The following is a 20,478-nucleotide window of genomic DNA, read 5'->3' as shown; positions in this document are numbered from 1 at the left end:
CGCCAACGCAAACGCAGTTCCTCAGATCGGAGCAACTTCCATGACCACTCCTGACGTCAGCGCGATCCCGGCACCCCTCGTGCAGGGAGAGCCCCGTGAAGTCACCGACGGCGTCTTCGTGATCCCCGACCAGCGCAACCCGGCTGTCCCCAACATCGGCATCGTCGTCGGCGACCGTGCCGCCCTCGTGATCGACACGGGCATGGGCCCCCGCAACGGCGCCTACGTCCTCGACCAGGCCAGGCGCCTGGCCGGCGACCGGCAGCTGTATCTGACCGTCACGCACTACCACCCCGAGCACGGGTTCGGCGCACAGGCGTTCCGCGGTTCGGCGACGATCGTCTACAACCGCACACAGCACAGGGAACTCCTGCGCAAGGGCGCCGACGACCTGGCCATGTTCAAGGGCTTCGCCGAGAGCATCGCCGCCGAACTCGCGGACGTCGAGTTCGTTGACCCCGACATCGCCTACGACGGTGAGCTGCACCTCGACCTCGGAGGCCGCACCGCGGTACTGCGCGAATGGGGCCCGGCGCACACCCACGGAGACCAGACAGTGCTGGTCGACGGGAACGTGCTCTTCAGCGGCGACTTGGCGGTGACACGGATGTTCCCGATCGTGCCGTACATGATGCACGGCCCTCACGACACCGACGCGGACGGCAAGCACTGGATCGAGGTCCTCGACCAGCTGCTCACTCTCGCTCCCCGGACTGTCGTGCCCGGACACGGTGAGGTCACCGACGTGAGTGTCCTTCACGAGGACCGGGCCTTCCTCGCTTTCGTCCGCGACCGCGTCGCGGAGCTGAAGGCCGACGGTGTGCCCTTCGAGGAGGCCGTACAGCGACTCGGCAGCGAGGCGGGTGCCCTCTGGACGACGTGGGACAGGGGGGAGTTCATCGCAGCGACCGTCCTGGCCTTCTACGGCACTCCCGAATCCTCTTCCTGAGAGAGAACGGGCCCGGCGCGTCACTCGGCCTGGAGCCGGGACAGCCGTACTTCTTCGAAGTCGAGCTGGCGCTGTACCTGGCGCAGCACGGTGTCGTCGATGGCACGCTCGTCGCGCAGGCGCAGCACGGTGGCGCGTTTGCGGTCGAGGAGGGCAAGGCGCAGGGCGGTGTAGTGCTGGTGATGACGCAGCACCTGCGCGGCATCGGCTTCCCCGCCGTTCGCGCGCAGCACCTGGAGGTGAGCCTCGTACTCCTCCCGCATGCGTTCTGCGACTTCCAGGTCGGTGCCCAGGTCGGCCGCCACGATCGGGAGTGCCTTGAGAGCCTCCTCGGTCGCGGTGGTCTGGGCGAGGAGCTGTTCCTCTTCCACCGCCGTGTCGTGCGGCAGGCGGGCCCAGCGCACGACACCGGGTAGGAGCAGGCCCTGTACCACCAGAGTGGTGACGATGACTCCGGAGGTGACGAAGACGATGGTGTCGCGGTCGGGGAAGGGGGCGCCCGAGTCGAGAGCGGTGGGTACCGACAGCGCCAGGGCCAGCGAGACGGCGCCGCGGAATCCGGCCATGGCGCTGACGACCCGGGGCCGGTAGCCCGTGCGGCGGAGCCGCTGCTGGGGCCGGCGGTCGAGCAGGCGGATCAGGTAGGGCACGGTGAACAGGAAGGCGAAGCGTGCGGCGATCACCACCGCGGAGACCACCCCCACGGCGGCCAGAGCCTGGGTGAGGTCGGCACCGTCCAGGCCGCGTGCGGCCGACTGTGCCTCCACGCCGACGAGCACGAACAGGGTGCTGTTGAGCAGGAAGGTCGCCAGCGACCAGACGTTCTCCGCCTGGCGGCGAGCATCGGCCGTTCCCGTGCGCGGGCCGGCCTGACTCATGATCAGACCGGCCGTGACGACCGCGAGCACGCCCGAGGCGTGGATCACCTCCGCCAGCAGGAATGCCGTGAGCGGGGTCAGGATCATGGCCACGTTGCTCAGCAGCGGTTCGTCGAGGAGACGGCGTGCCCGGACTCCCAGCCATGCGGCGACTGCTCCGGCCGCCGCGCCGCCGGCGTAGGAGAGAAGGAAGAGCCAGGTGACGTGCGGGACGGTGAGGTGCTCCCCACCGACCGTGATGCCGACGGCCAGCCCGTAGACAACCAGCGCAGTGCCGTCGTTGACCAGACTCTCCGCGCGCAGCATGGTGACGTTACGACGTGGCAGGGCCCGGGCGAGCACACCCACAGCGGTGGCGTCGGTGGGAGCGACGGCCGCGCCGAGCACCCAGGCCGGTCCCCAGGGCAGGCCCAGGGCGTGCGCCGCAGCTGCGACGGCTGCGGCGGTGGCGATGACCAGGGCGGTGCTGAGCAGCAGGATGCCGCGCAGGTCCCGGCGGATCTCCCGCAGCGAGGTGGTCAGGCTCTCCCAGTACAGCAGGACGGGCAGGAAGAGCAGCAGGACCACCTCGGGCGGCAGATGGACCTCACGCAGCGCGGGGACGAAGCCGAGGAGTGCGCCGAGGACGAGCAGCAGCACCGGCGGTGCCACGCCCAGTCGGTGTCCGATGCCCTCGCCTGCCAGGACCGCCAGACCCAGGACGACGACAAGTTCGAGTCCGAGCATGGTGGTTCTCCCAGACAGGTCAGAAGGAGAGGTCGGCCAGGACACTGCGGCAGCCCGGCCGCATGACCGGGCCGCCCACCGCTGTGCTGCTTCCTTGAGGAACAGGATGTGGCCGCGTCCTGGAGACGGCACGTCGGACGATGTGTGCCGGGCGGCAGGTCAGGTGGCCGAGGCGCTGAGCTGAATGCTGGCAGCCCAGGACGCGAGTAGACGCAGTCCGTCATGGCTCGGAGACCCAACCTCGGCGGTCCACACAATGAGGTGCTGGTCACGGTCGGTACCGGGGCTGAGACTGTCCCAGTCGAGGGTCAGCTCTCCGACGACGGGATGGTGCAGGGTTTTCGTACCGACGCTCCCGGCGGTCACCTGGTGGCTGCTCCACCAGGTACGGAAGTCCTCATCCTGCACGGACAACTCGCCGACCAGGGCCGCCAGCCGCGCGTCCCGAGGGTACTTGGCGGCTTCCATGCGCAGCATGGCCACACAGAGCCGGGCGACGCTCTCCCAGTCGGCGTACAGGGTGCGCATCGCCTGGTCGGTGAACAGGATTCGTACGTAGTTGCGGTGCTTGTCCGGAATCCGGGAGAAGTCGGTGACCAGGGCGGCGCTGAGGGCGTTCCAGGCGAGGAGATCCAAGCGGCGGCCCAGCACGACCGCCGGGGTGGACGTGAGGTCGGCGAGCACCCGCTGCAGCTGGGGCTGCACTCTCTGAACGCCATGTCTGCGGGGTCGGGCGGCGTCCCTTCCGGCCAGTTCGAAGGCGTAGTCCCGCTGGTCGTCGCTGAGGTGCAGGACCCGCACGAGCGCTTGCAGGACAGGGCCGGAAGGCTGCATACGGCCCTGTTCGAGGCGGACATAATAGTCGATGCTGATGGACGCCAGCTGGGCGACTTCCTCTCGGCGCAGCCCCGGCACGCGGCGCGGGGTGTCGGGCAGACCGACGGTGCGGGGGCTGAGTTCGCCACGGCGGGCTTTGAGGAACTCGCCCAGCTCCTTGAGCGGCGAGTGGCTGGTCATGAGGACAGTGTGCACCGGCGTCCGGCGAGGTGGGTGGGAGAGTTTCTCCTACGGTTATCGGCTCCCAGGATGAATCTTTCCCATTTGCGAACGCCTGGAAGCGTGTGAACGTAGACGGAGCGGGGCGGACGGTCTGTGACCAGCACCGGAACGCAACCGCACTCAGCTACTTGCACGGCAGGAGCCCCACCATGGCAGCATCACAGTCCGCAGCGCAGCAGCTCATCGGCGATATCGCCCCGAAGCTGGCGGACCTGACCGACGACGTCCTCTTCGGTGACGTCTGGGAGCGCCCGGGTCTGTCCAAGCGTGACCGCAGTCTGGTCACCGTGACCGCGCTGATGGCGCTGTACCGCACCGACCAGCTCGGTTTCCACTTGCAGAACGCGCTGAAGAACGGGCTCACGAAGGAGGAGCTGGTGGAGGCCGTCACACACCTGGCCTTCTACGCCGGCTGGCCCAACGCCATGAGCGCTGCCACCCTCCTCAAGAGCATCCTCGCCGAGACCGCCGCCGAGGCGCCGTCCGGGAACTGATCACCCCAGACTCACCAGCTCACCCCTTTGAGAACCGCCGAGCTGGAGCAGTCCTCACCGCGGTCCGCCGTCGGCGGCGACTGCGTCGAGGCTCCCCTTGCTCGCACCGCACATCCCCAGAAGGCACCCATGTCAGAGATCCTGAAAAGGCCCGAGACCGCCAAGGGCCCGGCCGAGTGGTTCACCGGAGATGTCTGGCTCGACGTCATCGCTCCGTACGACGGACCGCAGCAGGCCCGCTGCAATTCGGTGCGCTTCTCGCCAGGGGCCCGCACCACCTGGCACCGGCACATCAACGGCCAGTTGATGCACGTGACCGATGGCGTCGGACTGACACAGGTCCGCGGCGGCGAGATCGTCGTCATGCGCCCCGGCGACACGGTGTGGTGCCCCGCCGGGGTATGGCACTGGCACGGCGCCGCCCCCGACCGCTTCCTGACCTACCTGGCCATCTGGGACGGCCTGCTCGATGGTCAGGAAGGCCCGGAGATCGAGCTCGCCGAGCCCGTCACGGACGAGGAGTACAACGGCCGACGGTCGTCATAACCCGGGATTCCCGACACGGCCCGACCGGCCTGCAACGCCCTCCGTGAATAGCTCACATCGCGACGCTGTACACGGACGCCAGCCCCGTCTCCGACCACCATGACCCCGAATCCGTCAACTGGTGAGCAGCCGTGACCTGACCGGCGCTGCCGTTGGACGCGACCAGCACACAACCCGCAAGACCGTACCGAATCGGAGATCTCCCATGAAGACCCAGGTGAACTTCCCCAGCAGGGGCCTGAACCTCGCAGGCATACTGTTCGCACCGGACACCTACTCCGGGCAGCCGCTGCCCGCAGTGGTCGTGGGCCACCCCTGGGGCGGCGTGAAGGAACAGACCGCCTCCGTCTACGCCGAGCGCCTGGCCCGCGAGGGCTTCGCCGCCCTCGTCTTCGACGCCGCCCACCAGGGTGAGAGCGAGGGCCAGCCGCGCAACCTGGAGGACCCCTTCCAGCGTGCCGAGGACTTCCGCGCAGCCGTCTCCTACCTCGCCTCCCGCAGCGACGTCGACTCCGAACGCATCGGCGGCCTCGGTATCTGCGCCTCCGGCGGCTACCTGTCCTTCGCCGCGCAGACCGACCGCCGCATGAAGGCCGTGGCCACGGTCAGCGCCTTCGACACCGGCAGCGGCCTGTTCGAGGGCGTGGGCCGGGTACACGGCCCCGAGATCCGCGACTTCCTGCTGAACCAGGCCGGCGTGCTGCGCAACGCCGAGGCCCGCGGCGAAGGCGCCCTCACCCTCACCCTGGTGCCGCCCACCGAGGCCGAGGCCGCCGGGTTCCCAGAGCGCAGCATGTACCGGGAGGGCTCCGAGTACTACCGCACGCCGCGTGGCAACCACCCGCGTTCCGCCAACTGGTCCTTGATCCGGGCGGACGTGGTGGCCCAGTACAGCGCCTTCGCCCACCAGGACTGGATCTCCCCGCGCCCTCTTCTGATGATCGCCGGCACCGAGGCCGACACCCGCTACTTCACCGAGGAGGCCATCGAGCGGGCCGGCGAGCCGAAGGAACTGTTCTGGATCGAGGGCGCGTCCCACATCGACCTGTACGACAAGGACGCGTACGTGACCCCCGCGGTGGCCAAGCTGTCGGAGTTCTTCGGCAAGCACCTGGGGCTGTGAAACCTGGCGGGTGAACTCCCAGTGCGGACGGCCTGCTCGCCTTGCAGGCCGTCCACATTCGCCGCCACGACGCTCACCGAGGGAAACCGGATGACATGCCAGAACACACAGCACAGGGCGGCGTCCCGATCACGCTGACCGTCGGCACCACGATGATCCCCGCCACCCTGAACAACACCCTCACCGCCCGGCGCTTCAAAGACGGGTTGCCCTTCACCATCACCCTCCAGCGATACGCCGACGACTACTGCGGTACCGCCGCACCGCTGGAAGCCGACGAGACCCAGCAGCAGGCCGGATGGAAGAACGGCGACATCGGTTACTTCGGCGGCTGGTTCACCGTTCTCTTCGACGGCGAGGAGCATTCCCGGACGCACACCGGGGTGATGGTCATCGGCCGTATCGACGACGGCCACCTTGAGACCGTCCGCGCGCTGGGCAGCTCGATCACCGTCACCGTTGCCTCGTCAGCGTCAGCCGTAGCGGCAGAAGGAACGTGACCGTCCGGTTATCGGGCGGGGGATCCGGCAGTGTCGAGGACGACCCGGTCGGGCACCCGGAGGCTGGCCTGTTCGGCGCACAGTCCGTCGCGGTGGCCGCAATGGACCACCGGCAGGTCTTCACCCAGGTCCGGCTCATCCCCTCACGCCCGGGCCTAGCGGGTATGGACGCTTCCATCGCGAAGGATGAGCTGGACGTTTCCACCGGCGAAGCCTCCAGGGAAACCCGGCATACATGGCCTTCGGGAACACCAGACACGCACAACAGAAAGAGAGATGCCACGATGGAACTGCTGAAGAAGCAGCCGACGATGAAGCTGCCGGCCGAGTGGTTCACCGGCGACGCCTGGGCCGACGTCATCTACCGCGGTGAGGACCCCTCGCGGGCCCGCATGAACGCGGTTCACTTTGCCCCCGGCGCACGCACCGCCTGGCACGCCCACAGTCTTGGCCAGACCCTCTACATCGTCGAGGGCATCGCCCTGATCCAGTCCCGGGGCGGCGAGATCATCGAAGCCCACCCCGGTGACGTGATCTGGACCCCGCCGGGCGAGGAGCACTGGCACGGTGCCGCCCCGGACCGGTTCATGACCCACCTCGCCCTGTGGGAGACCGACGAGACCGCCTGGCTGGACCACGTCACCGACAGCGAGTACGACGGCCTCCGCCGCAGTACCCGCGCCTGACCGGCCCGACCCGGACACCCTGCCGCCCGCACGGGCGGCACGACAGTGAGGAAACACCATGCGAGGAGCTGTTCTCCACGCACCCGGGGACGTGCGGGTCGAAGACCGCGACATCCCGAAGATCATCGACCCGACCGATGCGGTCATCCGCACCGTCGCCACCTGCGTCTGCGGCTCGGACCTGTGGGACTACCGGGGCATCAACCCGGTCAACGGGCCCACCCCGATCGGGCACGAGTACGTCGGCATCGTCGAGGAGATCGGCAGCGACGTCTCGCGGATCAAGCCCGGCCAGTTCGTCGTCGGCTCCTTTTTCGCCTCCGACAACACCTGCCTGAATTGCCGCAACGGCTACCAGAGCAACTGCCTGCACCGCGAGTTCGTCGGCGCCGGTGGCTGCCAGGCCGAGTACGTCCGCATCCAACTGGCCGACGGCACCCTGGTCGCTACCCCCGACCAGCCCGACGAGCAGCACATCGCCAGCCTGCTAGCCTGCTCCGACGTCATGGGCACAGGCTGGTACGCCGCCAAGGCCGCCGAAGTCAAGCCCGGTGACACCGTCGCCGTGGTCGGCGACGGCGCGGTCGGCCTGTCCGCGGTCATCGCCGCCAGGGAACTCGGCGCGGAGCGGATCATCGCCATGTCGCGCCACGAGCCCCGGCAGAAACTGGCGACCGAGTTCGGCGCCACCGACATCGTCGCCGAGCGCGGTGACGAGGGCGTGGCCCGCATCAAGGAGATGACCGGCGGCATCGGCGCGGACGCCGTCCTGGAGTGCGTCGGCACGGCGCAGTCGATGCGGCAGGCCCTGCACTCCACCCGTCCCGGCGGCAATGTCGGCTTCGTCGGCGTCCCGCACGACGTGGCGGTCGACGGCGAGGAGCTGTTCTACTCCCACGTCGCCCTGCGCGGAGGCCCGGCGCCCGTACGCGCCTACCTGCCCGACCTGATCGACCGAGTGCTGACCGGCCGGATCAACCCGGGCAAGGTCTTCGACTTGACCCTGCCCCTGGAACAGGCGGCCAAGGGCTACCAGGCCATGGACGAACGCCGCGCCATCAAGACCCTGCTGCGCCCCTGACACGACTGTCGCGCCTGCCCCGTCCCACCGTGCATCCGGATCGTGGCAGGTACAGCTACAGGTACGGACGACGGGAGCCGAACAGCTCGGCTCGGTGGCATCCCGGAAACTCCTCCGGGATGCCACCTGATACGGGCCGACAGCGCCCGTTGCTGCTTTTGCCTTGATCAAGGTGCGGACGAGCACGCTTGTGGAAGCGCGAGGCCGGATCAAAGGTTTTTGCCATCAACGGACTTGTTGCCCGCAAGTGGCAATAAGTTGTAGAGTCGGCACCAGGAACCCAGCGGTACCCGGCAGGACCGGTATCAAAATCCTGAGGGGCGGCCGAGGTCTGACGTATCCGGGTAAGCGCCGGATACGACGACAACGGTTAGAGGTTCCCGGGCCATGTCGCCCATTGAGATCCCCCACACCTCAGAAAGGCTGACGCCTTCATGTCATTCATCCCGCGTTTCCCCCACAAACGTGCATTCCGCGTCGGCCTCTGTGTCGGCGTGGCGGGAGTGGCGGCCATCGGCGCCACAATTGCAGGTACCGGCACAGCCGCCGCCGCAAGCAGCTGGGCTGTTGAGATAACCAACAGCTCCGTCGGCGGTGGCAGTGTGCAGGTCTCCTCGCCGGACGGGAAGTTTCCCACCGCCTGCTACACCGTCAGCGGCGAAATAACCCGGCCGAGCGGACGTATGGACGCCGAGTCACGCACCACGCTGACAGGCTTCAGCGACTCGAAGTGCCAGGGATCGCGCACCGCATCCATCACTTACGTGTTCCAGGCGAATCGTGACCGTGCCGATATGGGGAACTTGAACTGCGACGCTGTCCGGCTCTGGGTCAACACCCAGAGGTTCGCCTGGATCAATTGCCACGTCTGATTTCTCCGCATCGCCGGATCTCTGCCGAGCAGCTCTCGGCGGGCGACGGCCCGTTTGTCATGTCACTGCTGGCAGTCCCCTGAGGCGCTGCCTGGAAACTCCTTTTTACTGCTGGTCATCGGTACTCCTGTATTAGGCACCCCCGCTGCCTCCTGCTGATTCACCTCGGCCGCATTGCACTGTGTTCTGCGCCCGATGTCCGTCGGCGAATGAGTCTCGGCGCCGCCAGGTCCGTTGACCGAGCCAGCGGCGTCCTGCGCGATCCGTGAGGCCACCACAACAGGCGCTGCCATGTCCCGGAGGCGGTCTGCCATCTCTGCCGGGGGCGTTCATGGACAAGGAATCCTGGCACCTCCGGATCGACATCGGCCTCGCGTACCGGCTGTACGACGGTCCCGTCCGGCAGAATCCACATCTCTTAGAAACGATTTGAGAAAACTCCCATGAGTTTGTTCACTTGCGCACGCCGCACTGTTCCGGCCGCCTTCTTGGCGGGAGTCTCCACCGTGATGCTGGCGACTTCGCCGGCATCCGCCGTGACTATCAACCAGATCAATGTCAGCACATCAGCCATTCCTCGCGGGGCGAACTGCGTCTACATCACGGCGGAGCCCTCGTCCGGCTCGGGCCGGATCGGTGGCCCCTACTCCTTCAGCACCGGCGGCAGCTTCCAGATCAGCAGCTTCGCCGTGAACACTGGTGAGACCGTCCGCTTCGAATGGCACAACAACAGCTGCGGTCCCCAGTCGACGCTGAGCACGAACTCGTATGTTGCCCCGAACACCAATCCCTGGAACATCGTCTGAGTCTTCGGGAAAGCCAGCTCACGATGCAGTGAGGCCGGAGGGTCGGCCAGCGTATTCGCTGGCCGACCCTCCGGCGCATGTACAGGCTACTGCCGCCAGACACCTGTACTCAATTGGCTGCTCACGAACGGCCTTGTCTCACATTCGTTGGCAGCGGAAGATCCCGCTGTCCGAGGAGAATCCGGCGATGGAGGTTCCGGTGACCCTTCACAGAATTGATTTTTTTGATGAGAGAGGGTTGCCGATCAACTTCCAGGCCACGAGTCTCGGTCATATCCAGCCGGAATCCGGCAGACCGAGCACTGGAGAACCATCTATGTTCCACTCGTACACAGCGGCGGGCCCCCAGCAGGGGGCACCCCGGCCATCGGTATCGCAGCCCGGATACATGCCTGGCCCATCCCGGCGCCGCATGGCCGGATCACGGATGCCTCGCTGGAAGCCGGTACTCTTCGTTTTCCAGCTGCTTGTGGTGACGATGATCGCCGCAGGGGCGCTCGTGACGAACACCGGTACCGCCAGCGCGCAGGATGAACCCCCTGCCGCACTGTCCCAGGGGTCGTTGCCCGGCATCGTGTACCGGGGAGACACGCGGACCCCGAACGACATCTTCGCGAACGGCTTCACGGCCCGGGGAACGGACTACAACCTCGTGACCCACGTCCGCGGAGGCCGTGCGGCGATGGACAGTGGCTACGTGTCCACCTCGGGTTCGCGCGACATGGCGGAGGTCTTCGCACGGGGAGGGGGACAGCACCTCCTCATGGACGCCGCCGCCCAGCCGCGCTGCCAGGGAGCAGGGTGGTCGATCGGCCAGTCCCTCCCGGGGGTCGGATGGTTCCTGACGTCGAGCTGCCAGCACGCGGTTGTCACCGCCAGGACCTTCGTCTACACGATCAACCCGCAGTTCGCGCAATTCATCCTGCATGTTCCCGACCAGATCCGAGGGGACGAAAGCCTGCACAGCACGTACGCAGTCCAGGATGAATGGGCCTTCTTCTACAGGATTCCGCCCCAGGCGATCACTGGCGTCCACATCTACGAGAATGAAGGGAGGGCGGCCGGCCAGCTGCTTGAGCCGCAGAGTGTCACCTTCCGCTACGACCGCTGGGTGGCCAATCCGAACTACAACCGGGACTTCCACTACAACGCCGCATCCGATTCAGCCGCTCACTTCTCCCTCTTCAACACGCCGCTGCACATTCCGCCCATCGCGGTGAACCCTCCCAGCCGAGGTTGCAACGCGGCCGACCGTTGCAGGAGCGGAAACGGCTGAGCCGCTGGCGCTGGGAGCTGGGCTCAGGGAGGGCCTGAGGACCGAGGTACTTGGCCCGCAAAGGGGAGGGCGCGGTGAAGGCAAGGTTTCCGAGCGGAACACGGAGTGGCCGCCACCGGGTCTAAGGGGGCCGCCGGTATCCAGGACGCGGCAGTGGTGGTGCTCATACACGGCTGCGGCAGGGGCTACAACGTGTCTTTCCTTGGCTCACGGCATGTTCCCTCAGCCGCTCCACGCCTTGTGGGCGACCCGGTGCATCCCGGCGGGCTTGTCGTCGCGGACGGTCTGCTCATGGATGGACCGTACCGCCGACGTGGTGCCGTTCCTGGCCAGGCGGTAGCAGCCGAAGACGAACGCATGGTCGGCCGTGAGGCCGACGGGTACCACCTGTCGGCCTCACGGCCCCAGGGGATCGACCACGGCACGAGTCCAGATGGAACTCGATGGGCGCTGGTTCCTTGACGCCGGCCGAGTTGCGGTTGGACTGACCGCCGTCGTCGGCAACGACGCGTCAGGGGCGGGAAGCGCATTTCTTCCTGCCCCGTTGTTCCCCACGCTCGTCGGATCTTCCGGGACCCCAGCGGGCGTACTCGCTCGACAGGGCGTCTGGTCGACGAAGCCTTGCCGCAGGACCGACTTCCCCACGCAGGTCGGCCGTCGCCCGAGGGCCGTGCGGATGTTTCTCTGCGAGTCGGCACGGCAGCCTCCGTGGGAACTGCTGGACCGTCCAGTCATTTTTCCTTCACCGGTAGAACCTGGGAAAAACTGTGCCACCTTCGCACCCTGTGCCCCGCAGCCCCTGGTGCGAGCATGGTCCGGCAGCCGCAGCCGAGCCACTCGATCCAGTTCCCCGGATCTGCCGAGCACGGACGGGCCCCAAGTCCGGTCCCGTCCGTCGACGGTCTTCGACAGGGGCGAAGGGGGCTGCGGACGGTGCATCGCCGGCTCAAGCAGCAGGCAGAGGCCATCGGGCCGCTACCGCGCGGTGCCTGTGTGCTGTCTGGACAGGCTGGCTCGTGGTCCAGAGCGCGCCGGCAGTCCCGGTCCGTCCGTCGGCCCGGAAACCGGTTGGGAGTGAGAAGTGATGGATGCCGTGGCGCCACAGGCGGGGAGCCTTCCCGCGTTGTTCACCAGCTTCGTCGGCCGCCAGCCCGAGGTCGCCGAGATCTGCGGTCTGCTGCGGACGGCACGGCTGGTGACACTCACTGGCCCGGGCGGGGTCGGCAAGACCCGGCTTGCGCTGGAGGCAACGGCCGTCTTGGCACATCACTTTCCGGACGGGGTGCGGCTGGTGGACCTGACTCCGGTGCGGGAGCCGGCGGCGGTGGCCGGTGTGGCCGCAGCCGCACTGGGCGCTCCGGACCTGGGCGCCCGGCCCGTCCTGGAACAGCTCGCGGGGTACATGGCAGGGCGGCGGGCGCTGATCGTGCTGGACAACTGCGAGCACCTGGTGGACGCTTGCGCCGAACTGGCAAAGACTCTGCTCTGCGCCGCCCCAGGGCTGCACGTTCTGGCCACCAGCCGCCACAAACTCGGCATCACGGGCGAGCACCTTTTCGCAGTCTCCCCGCTGTCTCCCGAGAACGCGGCCGGCTTGCTGGAGGACCGGGCGGCAGCTGTCCGCTCCGGCTTCGAGGTCGACGAGCGGAACCGGGCCGAGATCACCCAGCTGTGCGCCGACCTGGACGGGTTGCCGCTGGCGATCGAGCTGGCGGCGTCCCGCCTGCGCATACTCACTGTGGAACAGATCACGCAACGGCTGGAGAACCGCTTCGGGCTGCTCACCGGCGGCAGCCCGACCGTTCCGCCCCACCAGCGCACGCTTCGCGCGACGATCGAATGGAGCTACGGGCTCTGCACCCCGGTAGAGCAGCTGCTGTGGAACCGGCTGTCGGTCTTTGCCGGCGGATTCATGCTGGATGCGGTCGAGGGCGTCTGCGCAGGAGACGGGATCGCGGAGCACGAGGTACTGGATCTGCTGGATCGACTGGTCGGCCAGTCCGTGGTCCTGACCAGCGACGTTGACGGTACGGTGCGCTACCGCCTGCTGGAAAGCGTCCGGCGGTACGGGCGGGAAGCGCTCGCCGCCTCCGGAGAAGAGGGGCGGCTGCTGGGGCGTCACCGTGATTTCTTCCTCACCGTGGCCCAGCGCATCGACGTGTGCTGGCACGGATCCGGCCAGGTAGAGGCGCTGGCACGGCTGCGCGCCGACCATACCGATCTGCTGGCGGCCCTGGACTGCGACGCCGATCCCAGGGCTAGGCTCGCGCTGGCCGGGGCGCTGCTCTTTCACTGGTGCGTCGGTGGTTTCCTCACCGAAGGACGCCGTCAGCTGGATCGCGCGCTGGTGGGGCCGCCCGAGCCGACGCCGGAGCGGGTACGGGCTCTCTTCGCCGCGGTCTGGGTGGCACAGACACAAGGTGATCTGGTGGCGGCAGACCAGTGGCTGGACGAGGCGGACAAGCTGACCGAGCAACTGGGTGACCCGGTCCAGCGCGCCCGAGTGAGCGGTTTCCGCGGCGTGTCAGCGCATTACCGGGGGCGACCGGAGGAGAGTATCTCCCGGTACGAGGAGACATGGTCCGCTCTGTCGGCGCTGGGGGACGAGCGCGAGGCGACCTCCTGGCTGCTTGCGCTGGCCTGTGTCCAGGCATATGCCGGAGATCCTCGTGCGGCGGAGTCTTGCAGACAGGTGACCACCGTCTTCGCAGCGAGCGGGGAGCGGTGGGGCACCGCGCAGGTCTTGATGGCGCTGGGCCATAAGGCCTGGGCTGACGGTGACCGGGGGGCGGCCAAGACGTTCGCGTGCTCCGCGCTGGAGAGCATGAGAGGCTTCAACGATTACGCGATGGTCGCACGGATGCTGGAGCTGTTGGCCTGGGCAACCGGCTCGGGCGGCGAATACACACGAGCGGCCCGGTTGCTTGGAGCAGCCGGTGTCCTGTGGCGGAACGCGGGCACCTCCATCTCCGTGTTCGGCCCGTGGATCGCCGAACAGCATGCGCACTGCGAGAGAACGGCTGCCGATGCCCTGGGTCGACCGGCCTATGCTCAGGCACTCGCAGAAGGCCACCGGCACGACAGCCCCGGCCGGGCCATCCAGTACGCCCTGGACCCTGCCCAGGACCCGGTTGCGTCGGCCACCTCCGAAGCCCTTCTCACACGCCGGGAGCGCGAGGTGGCGGAACTCGTCGCCATGGGTCTGCGCAACCGGCAGATCGCGTCCGAACTCGCGCGGTCACCGCGTACGGTCGACGGTCACGTCGAGAACATCCTGGCCAAGCTGGGTTTCTGTAGCCGTGCCCAGATCGCCTCCTGGTGGACGGCGAACCAGCCGGTGAATGCTCCTCGTCCAGTGCTCCGGCAAACGGGATCCGTGACGGCATAGGACCCCAGCTGTTGTATGAGCATCTGCCGGACCCTTCGGAAGAGCTTGGGCGTGGTGTCGGCGGCCGGCGAATCCCGTGACGCACAGGCTTCCCTCGAAGCTGCGTCGCTGCCGTCCAGGACCAGCCCGATCGGTTTCTTTCCCTCTCGGGCCGGTCCCGTATGAGCGGTGGGTCCGGAAGCTGCTTGATCAGCCGCTGGAACTGCCCGTGTCGCCGGAGCTGACGCCTCGGTCTCGTACGGTGGCCCAGCCGCCGAGGTTGGTGCTCACCTGCGCGGAGCCCTTGAGGTAGCGGGTGCTGGAGAACCTCGCCCGGTTCGCGGACGGCTTCTCACCGGGGCAGCGCTGGTTGATTTCGTCGTCGGTCATTGTTCTGTAGTGCAGCGCGACGAACCCGCCGTTCGGGTCCTCGACCTTGCTCTGGTAGCCCTTGTCGTACCAGATGAAGTGGCCGAAGAAGCGGCTCCCGAAGTGGAGTTCCCAGTCTCCCTCGATGACCTGCAACCCGGTGGCCCGTGTCGTCCATGCCATGGTGAAGGGCGTCATGGACTGGGTGATGCTCTCGGACGCGGTGTGGGACTTCTCGAAGCTCTTGCCGAACGCGGCAGTCGCCGACAGGTTGATCGGCTCCCACAGCGCGGAGGCCAGGGTGGCGGAGATCTCGGCGTTCGTCTTCTGCGTCGTGGTCTCCGACCAGCTCCACGTGCGGCTGACGGTGCCACCGCAGTTGATGATCGTGGGGCCGACGTTGTGCTCCGGACCGGCGCCTTGGTCGAGGGACTTGGCGGTGAACTTGCACACGTCCGCCTTGCCGCACTGGGAGAGCAACTGCTCCTCGGTGGGCCCTGTGTCCGCGCTCGCGCTGGTGGCGGCCATGCCGAGCAGAGCACCGGCCGCCAACACCGACATACCGGCGAACGTCGTTCGACGCAGACGGGCAAGAGGACGCGCGGATACTGATTTTTGTTTCACGAATTTCTCCGTACTGGGGAAGGGTGGTGTAAGGCTTCACCCTGTTGAGCCTTCGGTCAGCGCGGAAACGGTGTCGTATCGTGCTGACCGGAGTCCGTCCGAAGCTTCCGGACGGCATGCGCGTCAAAGCGGAAACTGCCGAGCAGTGTCCGGTTGCTGACTGCGCACGGGCCACTCCCAAGGTGTGAGGAGTTCCCTGTTACGGCACCAGACCGTGCACCTCGGGGTGATCTGGGTGCAGTTTCTGCCGAGAGGCCATCTCCGCGCCACCGTGAAATTACGGGTTCCGGGAAACGGGTGATTCCTGGGTAGTCCGCCTCAGGTCAGCCTCTTTCGGTGGTTCTCCGTAGGTGATTCAGCCCATGCAGGGCGAAAGAGTGCGAGCGTGCTGCGGCGCCAGGCGACGCCTGCGAATCGTTTCGTTTCGGCTGCTTCTGTCTGCTCCCCACACGCGCCCTGTGTCGGCGACCTGTCGGACGCGCGGTGGGAGCTGATCGAGCCCGTCCTGGCGGCCTGGCGAGATCAGCACCGCGCCCGCGCGCTGGACATCGGCCGACCTCCCGAGCGCGACCTGCGTCAGATCACGAACGCCATCCTGTAAGTGGACCGCACCGGTATCCCCTGGCGCTGCTTCTCGCATGGCTCCGCCCCATGGGCCACGGTGTACGGGTACTTCGCCAAGTGGCAGTATGAGCAACTCACCGGCCTGCCGCGGCGCCTGGTCCGCGAACGGATCATCGGGCGCAAGCGCCACCCCGGCTGCGACCCCCTCGGCCTGCTGCTGACCGTGCTGGTCACCGCCGCCGACGTGACCTTGCCGTCCCGCATCGCTGCCGCGCACCCGCACATCACGAAGGCCTGGGCGGACGCGGGCTACCGCACCACCGCCATCGACCACGGCGCCCGCCCTGGCATTGACGTCCACCCGTCCAACGCCCGTCCGGCACCCACGGGTTCACGATCACCCCGAGACGATGGACCATCGAACGCAGCATCGGCCGGCTCATGCACCGCCGCTGCCTCGCTCGCGACCACGAGACACACCCACACCGCTCTGAAGCCGTGATCCACCTCGTGATGACCGGCCTCATGACCCGCAGACTCACCGGCGAAGCCACCCTGAACTGGCGCGGAACCTGACCCGGGACAAAACGCGAACCACCGGACCAAACGCTCAGCCAGTACGCGTTTTCACGTGATTGACGGCTGTTGCGGAAATAACTTCTTGCCCGCATGGCGTTGTTGGTCTCCGATGCCATAGCGGGGGTGGTTGGTCTGAAGTTGTTCCGTACGAGCATGGTGAAAGGCGGCATGACCGAGGTCGTGCCGCGTCTTGCTGATGTCGAGGCAGATGTGCAAGGTCTTGTCGAGGCGGACATGGAGACCTTGTTGGGTGTTCGGTTCCTGGCGAGTGAGTACGGTACCGGGCCGGTTCATGGGGGCCGGATCGATTCGCTGGGGCTGGATGAGAACGGGTCGCCCGTGATTGTCGAGTACAAGCGTGGTGTCGACGCCGGGGTCATCAACCAGGGCCTTTTCTATCTCTCGTGGTTGATGGACCATCGGTCCGAGTTCGAGCGCCTGGTCCGCGACCGGCTCGGGGCGACGGCAGCGTCCCAGGTCTTGTGGAGCGGCCCTCGGTTGATCTGCGTCGCCGGGGACTTCACGCGCTACGACGTGCATGCCGTACGTGAGCACCGGCGGTCGATCGACCTGGTCCGCTACCGGCTCTTCGGCGATGACCTCCTGGGACTGGAGACCGTGGCGTCGGTGAGCGGCGGCGTCCGGCTGGCGCGTTGGGCTCCTGGGCGGGTGGCGGTGGCCGATGTCCGAGGCGCGTCGATGGTGGAGCTGGCGGGTGCGGTCGACGAGGTTCTGCTCGGGCTCGGGGGCGGGGTGAACCGCGTCGAGCGGAAGCAGTACCGGGCCTATCGGAGGCTGCGGAACTTCGCCTGCCTGTGTCCGCCGCAGCGCAGCAAGCTGCTGGTCTACCTGAGGGTCGACCCTGCGGAGGTCGATCTCGTCACGGGGTTCACGCGTGACGTGTCCGGTCTCGGTCATCACGGGACGGGTGATCTGGAGGTGCAGTTGCGTACGGCGCGTGATGTGGAGCGGGCGCGGGATCTGTTCCGGGCCGGCTATGCGGCGGCGTGATCCGGGGATGGTCTCCGGGCGTCTTTCCGGTCGTGGGATGCTGCCTTTCGACGTGTGGGCCGGGTGCGGCGGTGGACTGCCAATGATGCGGGGGATCGCCGGTTTGGCCAACCGGCGATCCCCCGCTAGCGGTGGTTTGTTGACGGCGGATCGGGGCGGTAGTAGTCGGAAGTGAGAGTTCCAACTCGCCTTCGTGGAGCCTCAGATGACGAAGCGGCTGCCATGCCCGCCCGCCCCCGGTCCGCTGGAAGCCTAAGCCGCCCGCTTCGATGATCTCTTCGAGACCCTGGCGCAGCGGCGTGGGTTTCGCGAATATCTGGCCGGGCTGCTGCTTCCACGGGACCGGAACAAGACGCTGACCTGCCTCGTCGGCACCGAGCCGGTGGTCGGTGCCCAGCATGCGGCGGTGCAGCGGCTGCAGTTCTTCCTCTCGGAGTCGACCTGGGACAACCACCAGGTCAACGGGCGCCGCCTGGAGCTGCTGCTGGCCGATCCGGCCACCGCGCCACACGGGAGCGGGGTGCTGGTGATCGATGATTCCGGGGACCGCAAGTCGGGGACGGCGACCGCGCACGTGGGCAAGCGGTACCTGGGCTCGGTCGGGAAGATCGACCGGGGTGTGGTCACCGTGACCACCTGCTGGGCGGACGAGCGCGTCTACTACCCCGTGCACGCCCGCCCCTACACCCCTGCCCATCACTTCCCGCAGGGGAAGAAGGACCCGGGCTTCCAGTCCAAGCTGCAGATCGCGGTGGCCCTGGCCGCCCAGGCCAAGGCCGCCGGTCTCGTCTTCAGGGCGGTGGCCGCCGACTGCGCCTACGGCGACCACGACAGCTTCCGTGCCGGCCTGCACGCAGCCGGCCTGGCGTTCGTGATGGCCCTCAAACCCCGGCACGGCACCTGGTCCTACGGCACCGACGCCTACACCCCCGTCGACGTCGCTCACGCTCTGACCTGGACCGATGCCGACCGCCCAGGTGACTGGACACGCATCGAGCGCACCTTCCGCGACGGACACACTGCCACCTGGTGGGCCGCTGAAGCCCGGCTTGGCTGGTGGGGCCCGGACGGGAACGTCCGCCTGGTTGTGGCCACCACCGACCCAGCCACCCTGCCGGCGAAGGCGACCTGGTATCTGGCCACGGACCTGCCCCGACCCGGCTCCCCGCGCGTCGCCGACTCGCCCTACCTGCCCGCCGACCTCGCCGAGATCGTGCGGATCTACGGGCTGCGGCACTGGGTCGAGCAGAGCTACAAGCAGGTCAAGGACGAACTCGGCTGGGCCGACTTCCAGGTCCGCTCCGACACCGCCATCCGCCGCCATCAGACCCTGGTCAACTGCGCATTCAGCTTCTGCTGGAACACCTGGTTCGCCCCACCGCCACCGGCGTCGGTCGACCCGACACCTGAACCTGACACGCCGTCAAGAGCGGCAGAGAGGGGGTGGGACAGAACATCATCCGCCCCAACTGCCCTGCTGGCCCCGCGCGATCCGGGCCGTCCGTGGCTGGCTGGTGCCCTGGAACATGCTGCAACGTTGCTGGCGAGCCTGGACAGCCCAGCCTCCACCCAGCGAACTCCAGGCCCTGATCGACGCCGTCGCCACCGGCAGACCTCTTGACCTCTACCGCCCCGATCCGCCGTCAACAAACCACCGCTAGGTTGCCCCGCCTTTTCATGTGCTGGTGGTCAGCGTGAACGGCCGGCGGTGGGGCTGCCCGTGGTCGTCGGGGCGGCCGGAGGGAGGCTGGTGGGGTTTGTCCTGTGTGTGGTGTGCGGGGTGGTGGGCTGGCGTGTGCTGGTTTCGTGGGCGAGGGTCAGGGAGAGGCCGGCCAGCAGGGAGCTCGGGGTGTGCGGGGAGGCGGTGACGGCCCAGGTGGGCCGGTCGGGGTCGGGTCCGGCCCAGATGGTCCAGGTGGCGAGGTTGTGGACGGGGTGCTGGGCGGAGAAGGCGTCGAAGCGGACGCCGGTGTCCTGGGCGGGGGAGGTCCAGCTGATCCGTCGTCCGTCCACGGAGTGCTTCCATCCTGCGTCGGTGAGAGGCCGGGTGGCTGCGGAGATCTCCTTCTCGCCCACCGGTGTGTCCAGGGTGGTGTTCCAGCCGTCGCCGTCGGCGAGGTGGTGGAGCAGTTCCTCCAGCAGCGGGGCGGGGGTGGTGCGGGTCGCGGTGAGGACCCACGTGCGGTCGGAGACGGGTGTCTCGTAGGCGGCGACGGTCCAGGCCGTCTCGTGCGCGGGTGTGTCGTGGACGTACTCGATGCGCAGGGTCTGGGACTCGTGGACGGCGTGGGTCGTGTCGTCGGACCAGGTCCGCCACCTCGACCACTCGGGGTGTGCGTCGAAGAAGGTGTCGAGCACGGCGTCGTGGTCGCCGGCGTCGGCGAGGTGGACCGGGACGGTCTCCTGCTGCGGGGCCTCGGCGGTGTAGGGGGTGCGGGCTTGGGCGGTGGCGCGTTCGGTTTCGGTCAGGGGCGCCGGGCCGGGGCGCATCCCGGCGCCGTGGGTCCGCTCGAAGGCGAGCATGGCTGCGGCGGGGGAGCTGAAAGGTGTCGGCGATCTGGCGCAGGTGGTCCTCGCCGTGGAGGTGGACGGACGCGCCGTCGCGGTGGAGATAGGTGCCGGCCGCGACGGTGGTGTGGCCGTCGTGTGCGTGGGCGTGGATGAGGAGCCGGCCGTCGCGGATGTCGTCGCGGGTGCACCAGGGCATCGGGTGGCTGGCCCAGGTTCATTCCTCGTCCATGGCCTTCTGGAGCCGGGGAGTGACCTCGACGGTGATGCCCCTGGCGGACAGGCGCTCGGCCGTGTCCTTGGCCCAGTGGGGTTCTTCGTAGTCGATGCGGGCCAGGACCAGGAGGTTGTCGTCGACGGCGCTCCAGCCCGCTGCCTCCAGGATCATGCGGGTCCTACCTTGTTCGTGGGTTAGACGGGCCGTCGTAAGGTCCAGAGGCCCAGAGACACCGGGTATGGC

18 protein-coding genes and 2 pseudogenes are annotated in these 20,478 nt (G+C 67.8%); 14 read left to right on the top strand and 6 right to left on the bottom strand.

Annotated elements, in window-relative coordinates:
- Positions 1 to 40: 40 nt before the first annotated feature.
- Entirely contained in the window at positions 41 to 949 is a 909-nt protein-coding gene (locus ACYUD3_RS37885; RefSeq protein WP_470980848.1) for an MBL fold metallo-hydrolase, read from the top strand.
- 20 nt (positions 950 to 969) lie between these two features.
- Here the strand turns inward: ACYUD3_RS37885 and ACYUD3_RS37880 are convergent, their stop codons facing one another.
- Both ACYUD3_RS37880 and ACYUD3_RS37875 read right to left on the bottom strand, forming a co-directional pair.
- Positions 970 to 2,553: a Na+/H+ antiporter gene (locus ACYUD3_RS37880; protein WP_470980845.1), complete on the bottom strand. Its 1,584-nt coding sequence runs from the start codon at positions 2,551 to 2,553 to the stop codon at positions 970 to 972.
- Positions 2,554 to 2,712: 159 nt separating this feature from the next.
- Positions 2,713 to 3,570: a helix-turn-helix domain-containing protein gene (locus ACYUD3_RS37875; protein WP_470980842.1), complete on the bottom strand. Its 858-nt coding sequence runs from the start codon at positions 3,568 to 3,570 to the stop codon at positions 2,713 to 2,715.
- Positions 3,571 to 3,761: 191 nt separating this feature from the next.
- Here ACYUD3_RS37875 and ACYUD3_RS37870 point away from each other — a divergent pair, with 191 nt between their 5' ends.
- From ACYUD3_RS37870 to ACYUD3_RS37830, 9 genes are all read left to right on the top strand, one after another.
- On the top strand, positions 3,762 to 4,106 hold the full coding sequence (locus tag ACYUD3_RS37870) for a carboxymuconolactone decarboxylase family protein (RefSeq protein ID WP_470980839.1): 345 nt from the start codon (positions 3,762 to 3,764) through the stop codon (positions 4,104 to 4,106).
- Positions 4,107 to 4,235: 129 nt separating this feature from the next.
- Complete coding sequence (locus ACYUD3_RS37865) at positions 4,236 to 4,652, top strand: (R)-mandelonitrile lyase (RefSeq protein ID WP_470980837.1); 417 nt, start codon at positions 4,236 to 4,238, stop codon at positions 4,650 to 4,652.
- A 205-nt stretch (positions 4,653 to 4,857) separates the two neighbouring features.
- Positions 4,858 to 5,775 (top strand): alpha/beta hydrolase, encoded by a 918-nt coding sequence (locus ACYUD3_RS37860; RefSeq protein ID WP_470980834.1) that lies wholly within the window; start codon positions 4,858 to 4,860, stop codon positions 5,773 to 5,775.
- A 95-nt stretch (positions 5,776 to 5,870) separates the two neighbouring features.
- Entirely contained in the window at positions 5,871 to 6,275 is a 405-nt protein-coding gene (locus ACYUD3_RS37855) for a cyclophilin-like fold protein (RefSeq protein WP_470980832.1), read from the top strand.
- A gap of 284 nt (positions 6,276 to 6,559) precedes the next feature.
- The gene (locus ACYUD3_RS37850; protein ID WP_470980829.1) at positions 6,560 to 6,961 is read left to right on the top strand and encodes a (R)-mandelonitrile lyase; all 402 of its coding nucleotides are present in this window, start codon (positions 6,560 to 6,562) and stop codon (positions 6,959 to 6,961) included.
- A 58-nt stretch (positions 6,962 to 7,019) separates the two neighbouring features.
- A complete protein-coding gene (locus ACYUD3_RS37845) occupies positions 7,020 to 8,042 on the top strand; it encodes a zinc-dependent alcohol dehydrogenase family protein (protein WP_470980826.1) in 1,023 nt (340 codons plus the stop codon).
- Between the two features lie 434 nt (positions 8,043 to 8,476).
- On the top strand, positions 8,477 to 8,914 hold the full coding sequence (locus ACYUD3_RS37840) for a hypothetical protein (protein ID WP_470980823.1): 438 nt from the start codon (positions 8,477 to 8,479) through the stop codon (positions 8,912 to 8,914).
- A gap of 443 nt (positions 8,915 to 9,357) precedes the next feature.
- The gene (locus ACYUD3_RS37835) at positions 9,358 to 9,720 is read left to right on the top strand and encodes a hypothetical protein (RefSeq protein ID WP_470980821.1); all 363 of its coding nucleotides are present in this window, start codon (positions 9,358 to 9,360) and stop codon (positions 9,718 to 9,720) included.
- A 427-nt stretch (positions 9,721 to 10,147) separates the two neighbouring features.
- Positions 10,148 to 10,996, top strand: a complete 849-nt coding sequence (locus ACYUD3_RS37830; protein ID WP_470980818.1) for a hypothetical protein — start codon at positions 10,148 to 10,150, stop codon at positions 10,994 to 10,996.
- A 222-nt stretch (positions 10,997 to 11,218) separates the two neighbouring features.
- Here the strand turns inward: ACYUD3_RS37830 and ACYUD3_RS37825 are convergent, their stop codons facing one another.
- Positions 11,219 to 11,383, bottom strand: a complete 165-nt coding sequence (locus tag ACYUD3_RS37825; protein ID WP_470980815.1) for a hypothetical protein — start codon at positions 11,381 to 11,383, stop codon at positions 11,219 to 11,221.
- Positions 11,384 to 12,080: 697 nt separating this feature from the next.
- On the opposite strand from ACYUD3_RS37825, the gene ACYUD3_RS37820 reads away from it, so the two are divergent.
- Positions 12,081 to 14,384 (top strand): ATP-binding protein, encoded by a 2,304-nt coding sequence (locus ACYUD3_RS37820; RefSeq protein ID WP_470980897.1) that lies wholly within the window; start codon positions 12,081 to 12,083, stop codon positions 14,382 to 14,384.
- Positions 14,385 to 14,573: 189 nt separating this feature from the next.
- On the opposite strand, the gene ACYUD3_RS37815 is transcribed toward ACYUD3_RS37820, so the two are convergent.
- On the bottom strand, positions 14,574 to 15,293 hold the full coding sequence (locus ACYUD3_RS37815; protein WP_470980813.1) for a hypothetical protein: 720 nt from the start codon (positions 15,291 to 15,293) through the stop codon (positions 14,574 to 14,576).
- Positions 15,294 to 15,825: 532 nt separating this feature from the next.
- On the opposite strand from ACYUD3_RS37815, the pseudogene ACYUD3_RS37810 reads away from it, so the two are divergent.
- The 3 genes and pseudogenes from ACYUD3_RS37810 to ACYUD3_RS37800 all read left to right on the top strand — a co-directional run bounded on the left by ACYUD3_RS37810 (position 15,826) and on the right by ACYUD3_RS37800 (position 19,131).
- Positions 15,826 to 16,496, top strand: a pseudogene (locus ACYUD3_RS37810) (transposase).
- Positions 16,497 to 16,622: 126 nt separating this feature from the next.
- On the top strand, positions 16,623 to 17,510 hold the full coding sequence (locus ACYUD3_RS37805) for a DUF5655 domain-containing protein (protein WP_470980894.1): 888 nt from the start codon (positions 16,623 to 16,625) through the stop codon (positions 17,508 to 17,510).
- A gap of 205 nt (positions 17,511 to 17,715) precedes the next feature.
- A pseudogene (locus ACYUD3_RS37800) lies at positions 17,716 to 19,131 on the top strand (IS701 family transposase).
- A 68-nt stretch (positions 19,132 to 19,199) separates the two neighbouring features.
- On the opposite strand, the gene ACYUD3_RS37795 reads toward ACYUD3_RS37800, so the two are convergent.
- Positions 19,200 to 20,033: an SPDY domain-containing protein gene (locus ACYUD3_RS37795; protein WP_470980810.1), complete on the bottom strand. Its 834-nt coding sequence runs from the start codon at positions 20,031 to 20,033 to the stop codon at positions 19,200 to 19,202.
- A gap of 202 nt (positions 20,034 to 20,235) precedes the next feature.
- Positions 20,236 to 20,406 (bottom strand): hypothetical protein, encoded by a 171-nt coding sequence (locus tag ACYUD3_RS37790; RefSeq protein ID WP_470980807.1) that lies wholly within the window; start codon positions 20,404 to 20,406, stop codon positions 20,236 to 20,238.
- Positions 20,407 to 20,478 lie beyond the last annotated feature (72 nt).

The sequence above is a fragment of the Streptomyces sp. AMJ-169 genome (assembly GCF_055597585.1).
Note: the sequence above shows the minus strand (reverse complement) of the source record. Positions and strands in the feature narration are given on the sequence as shown.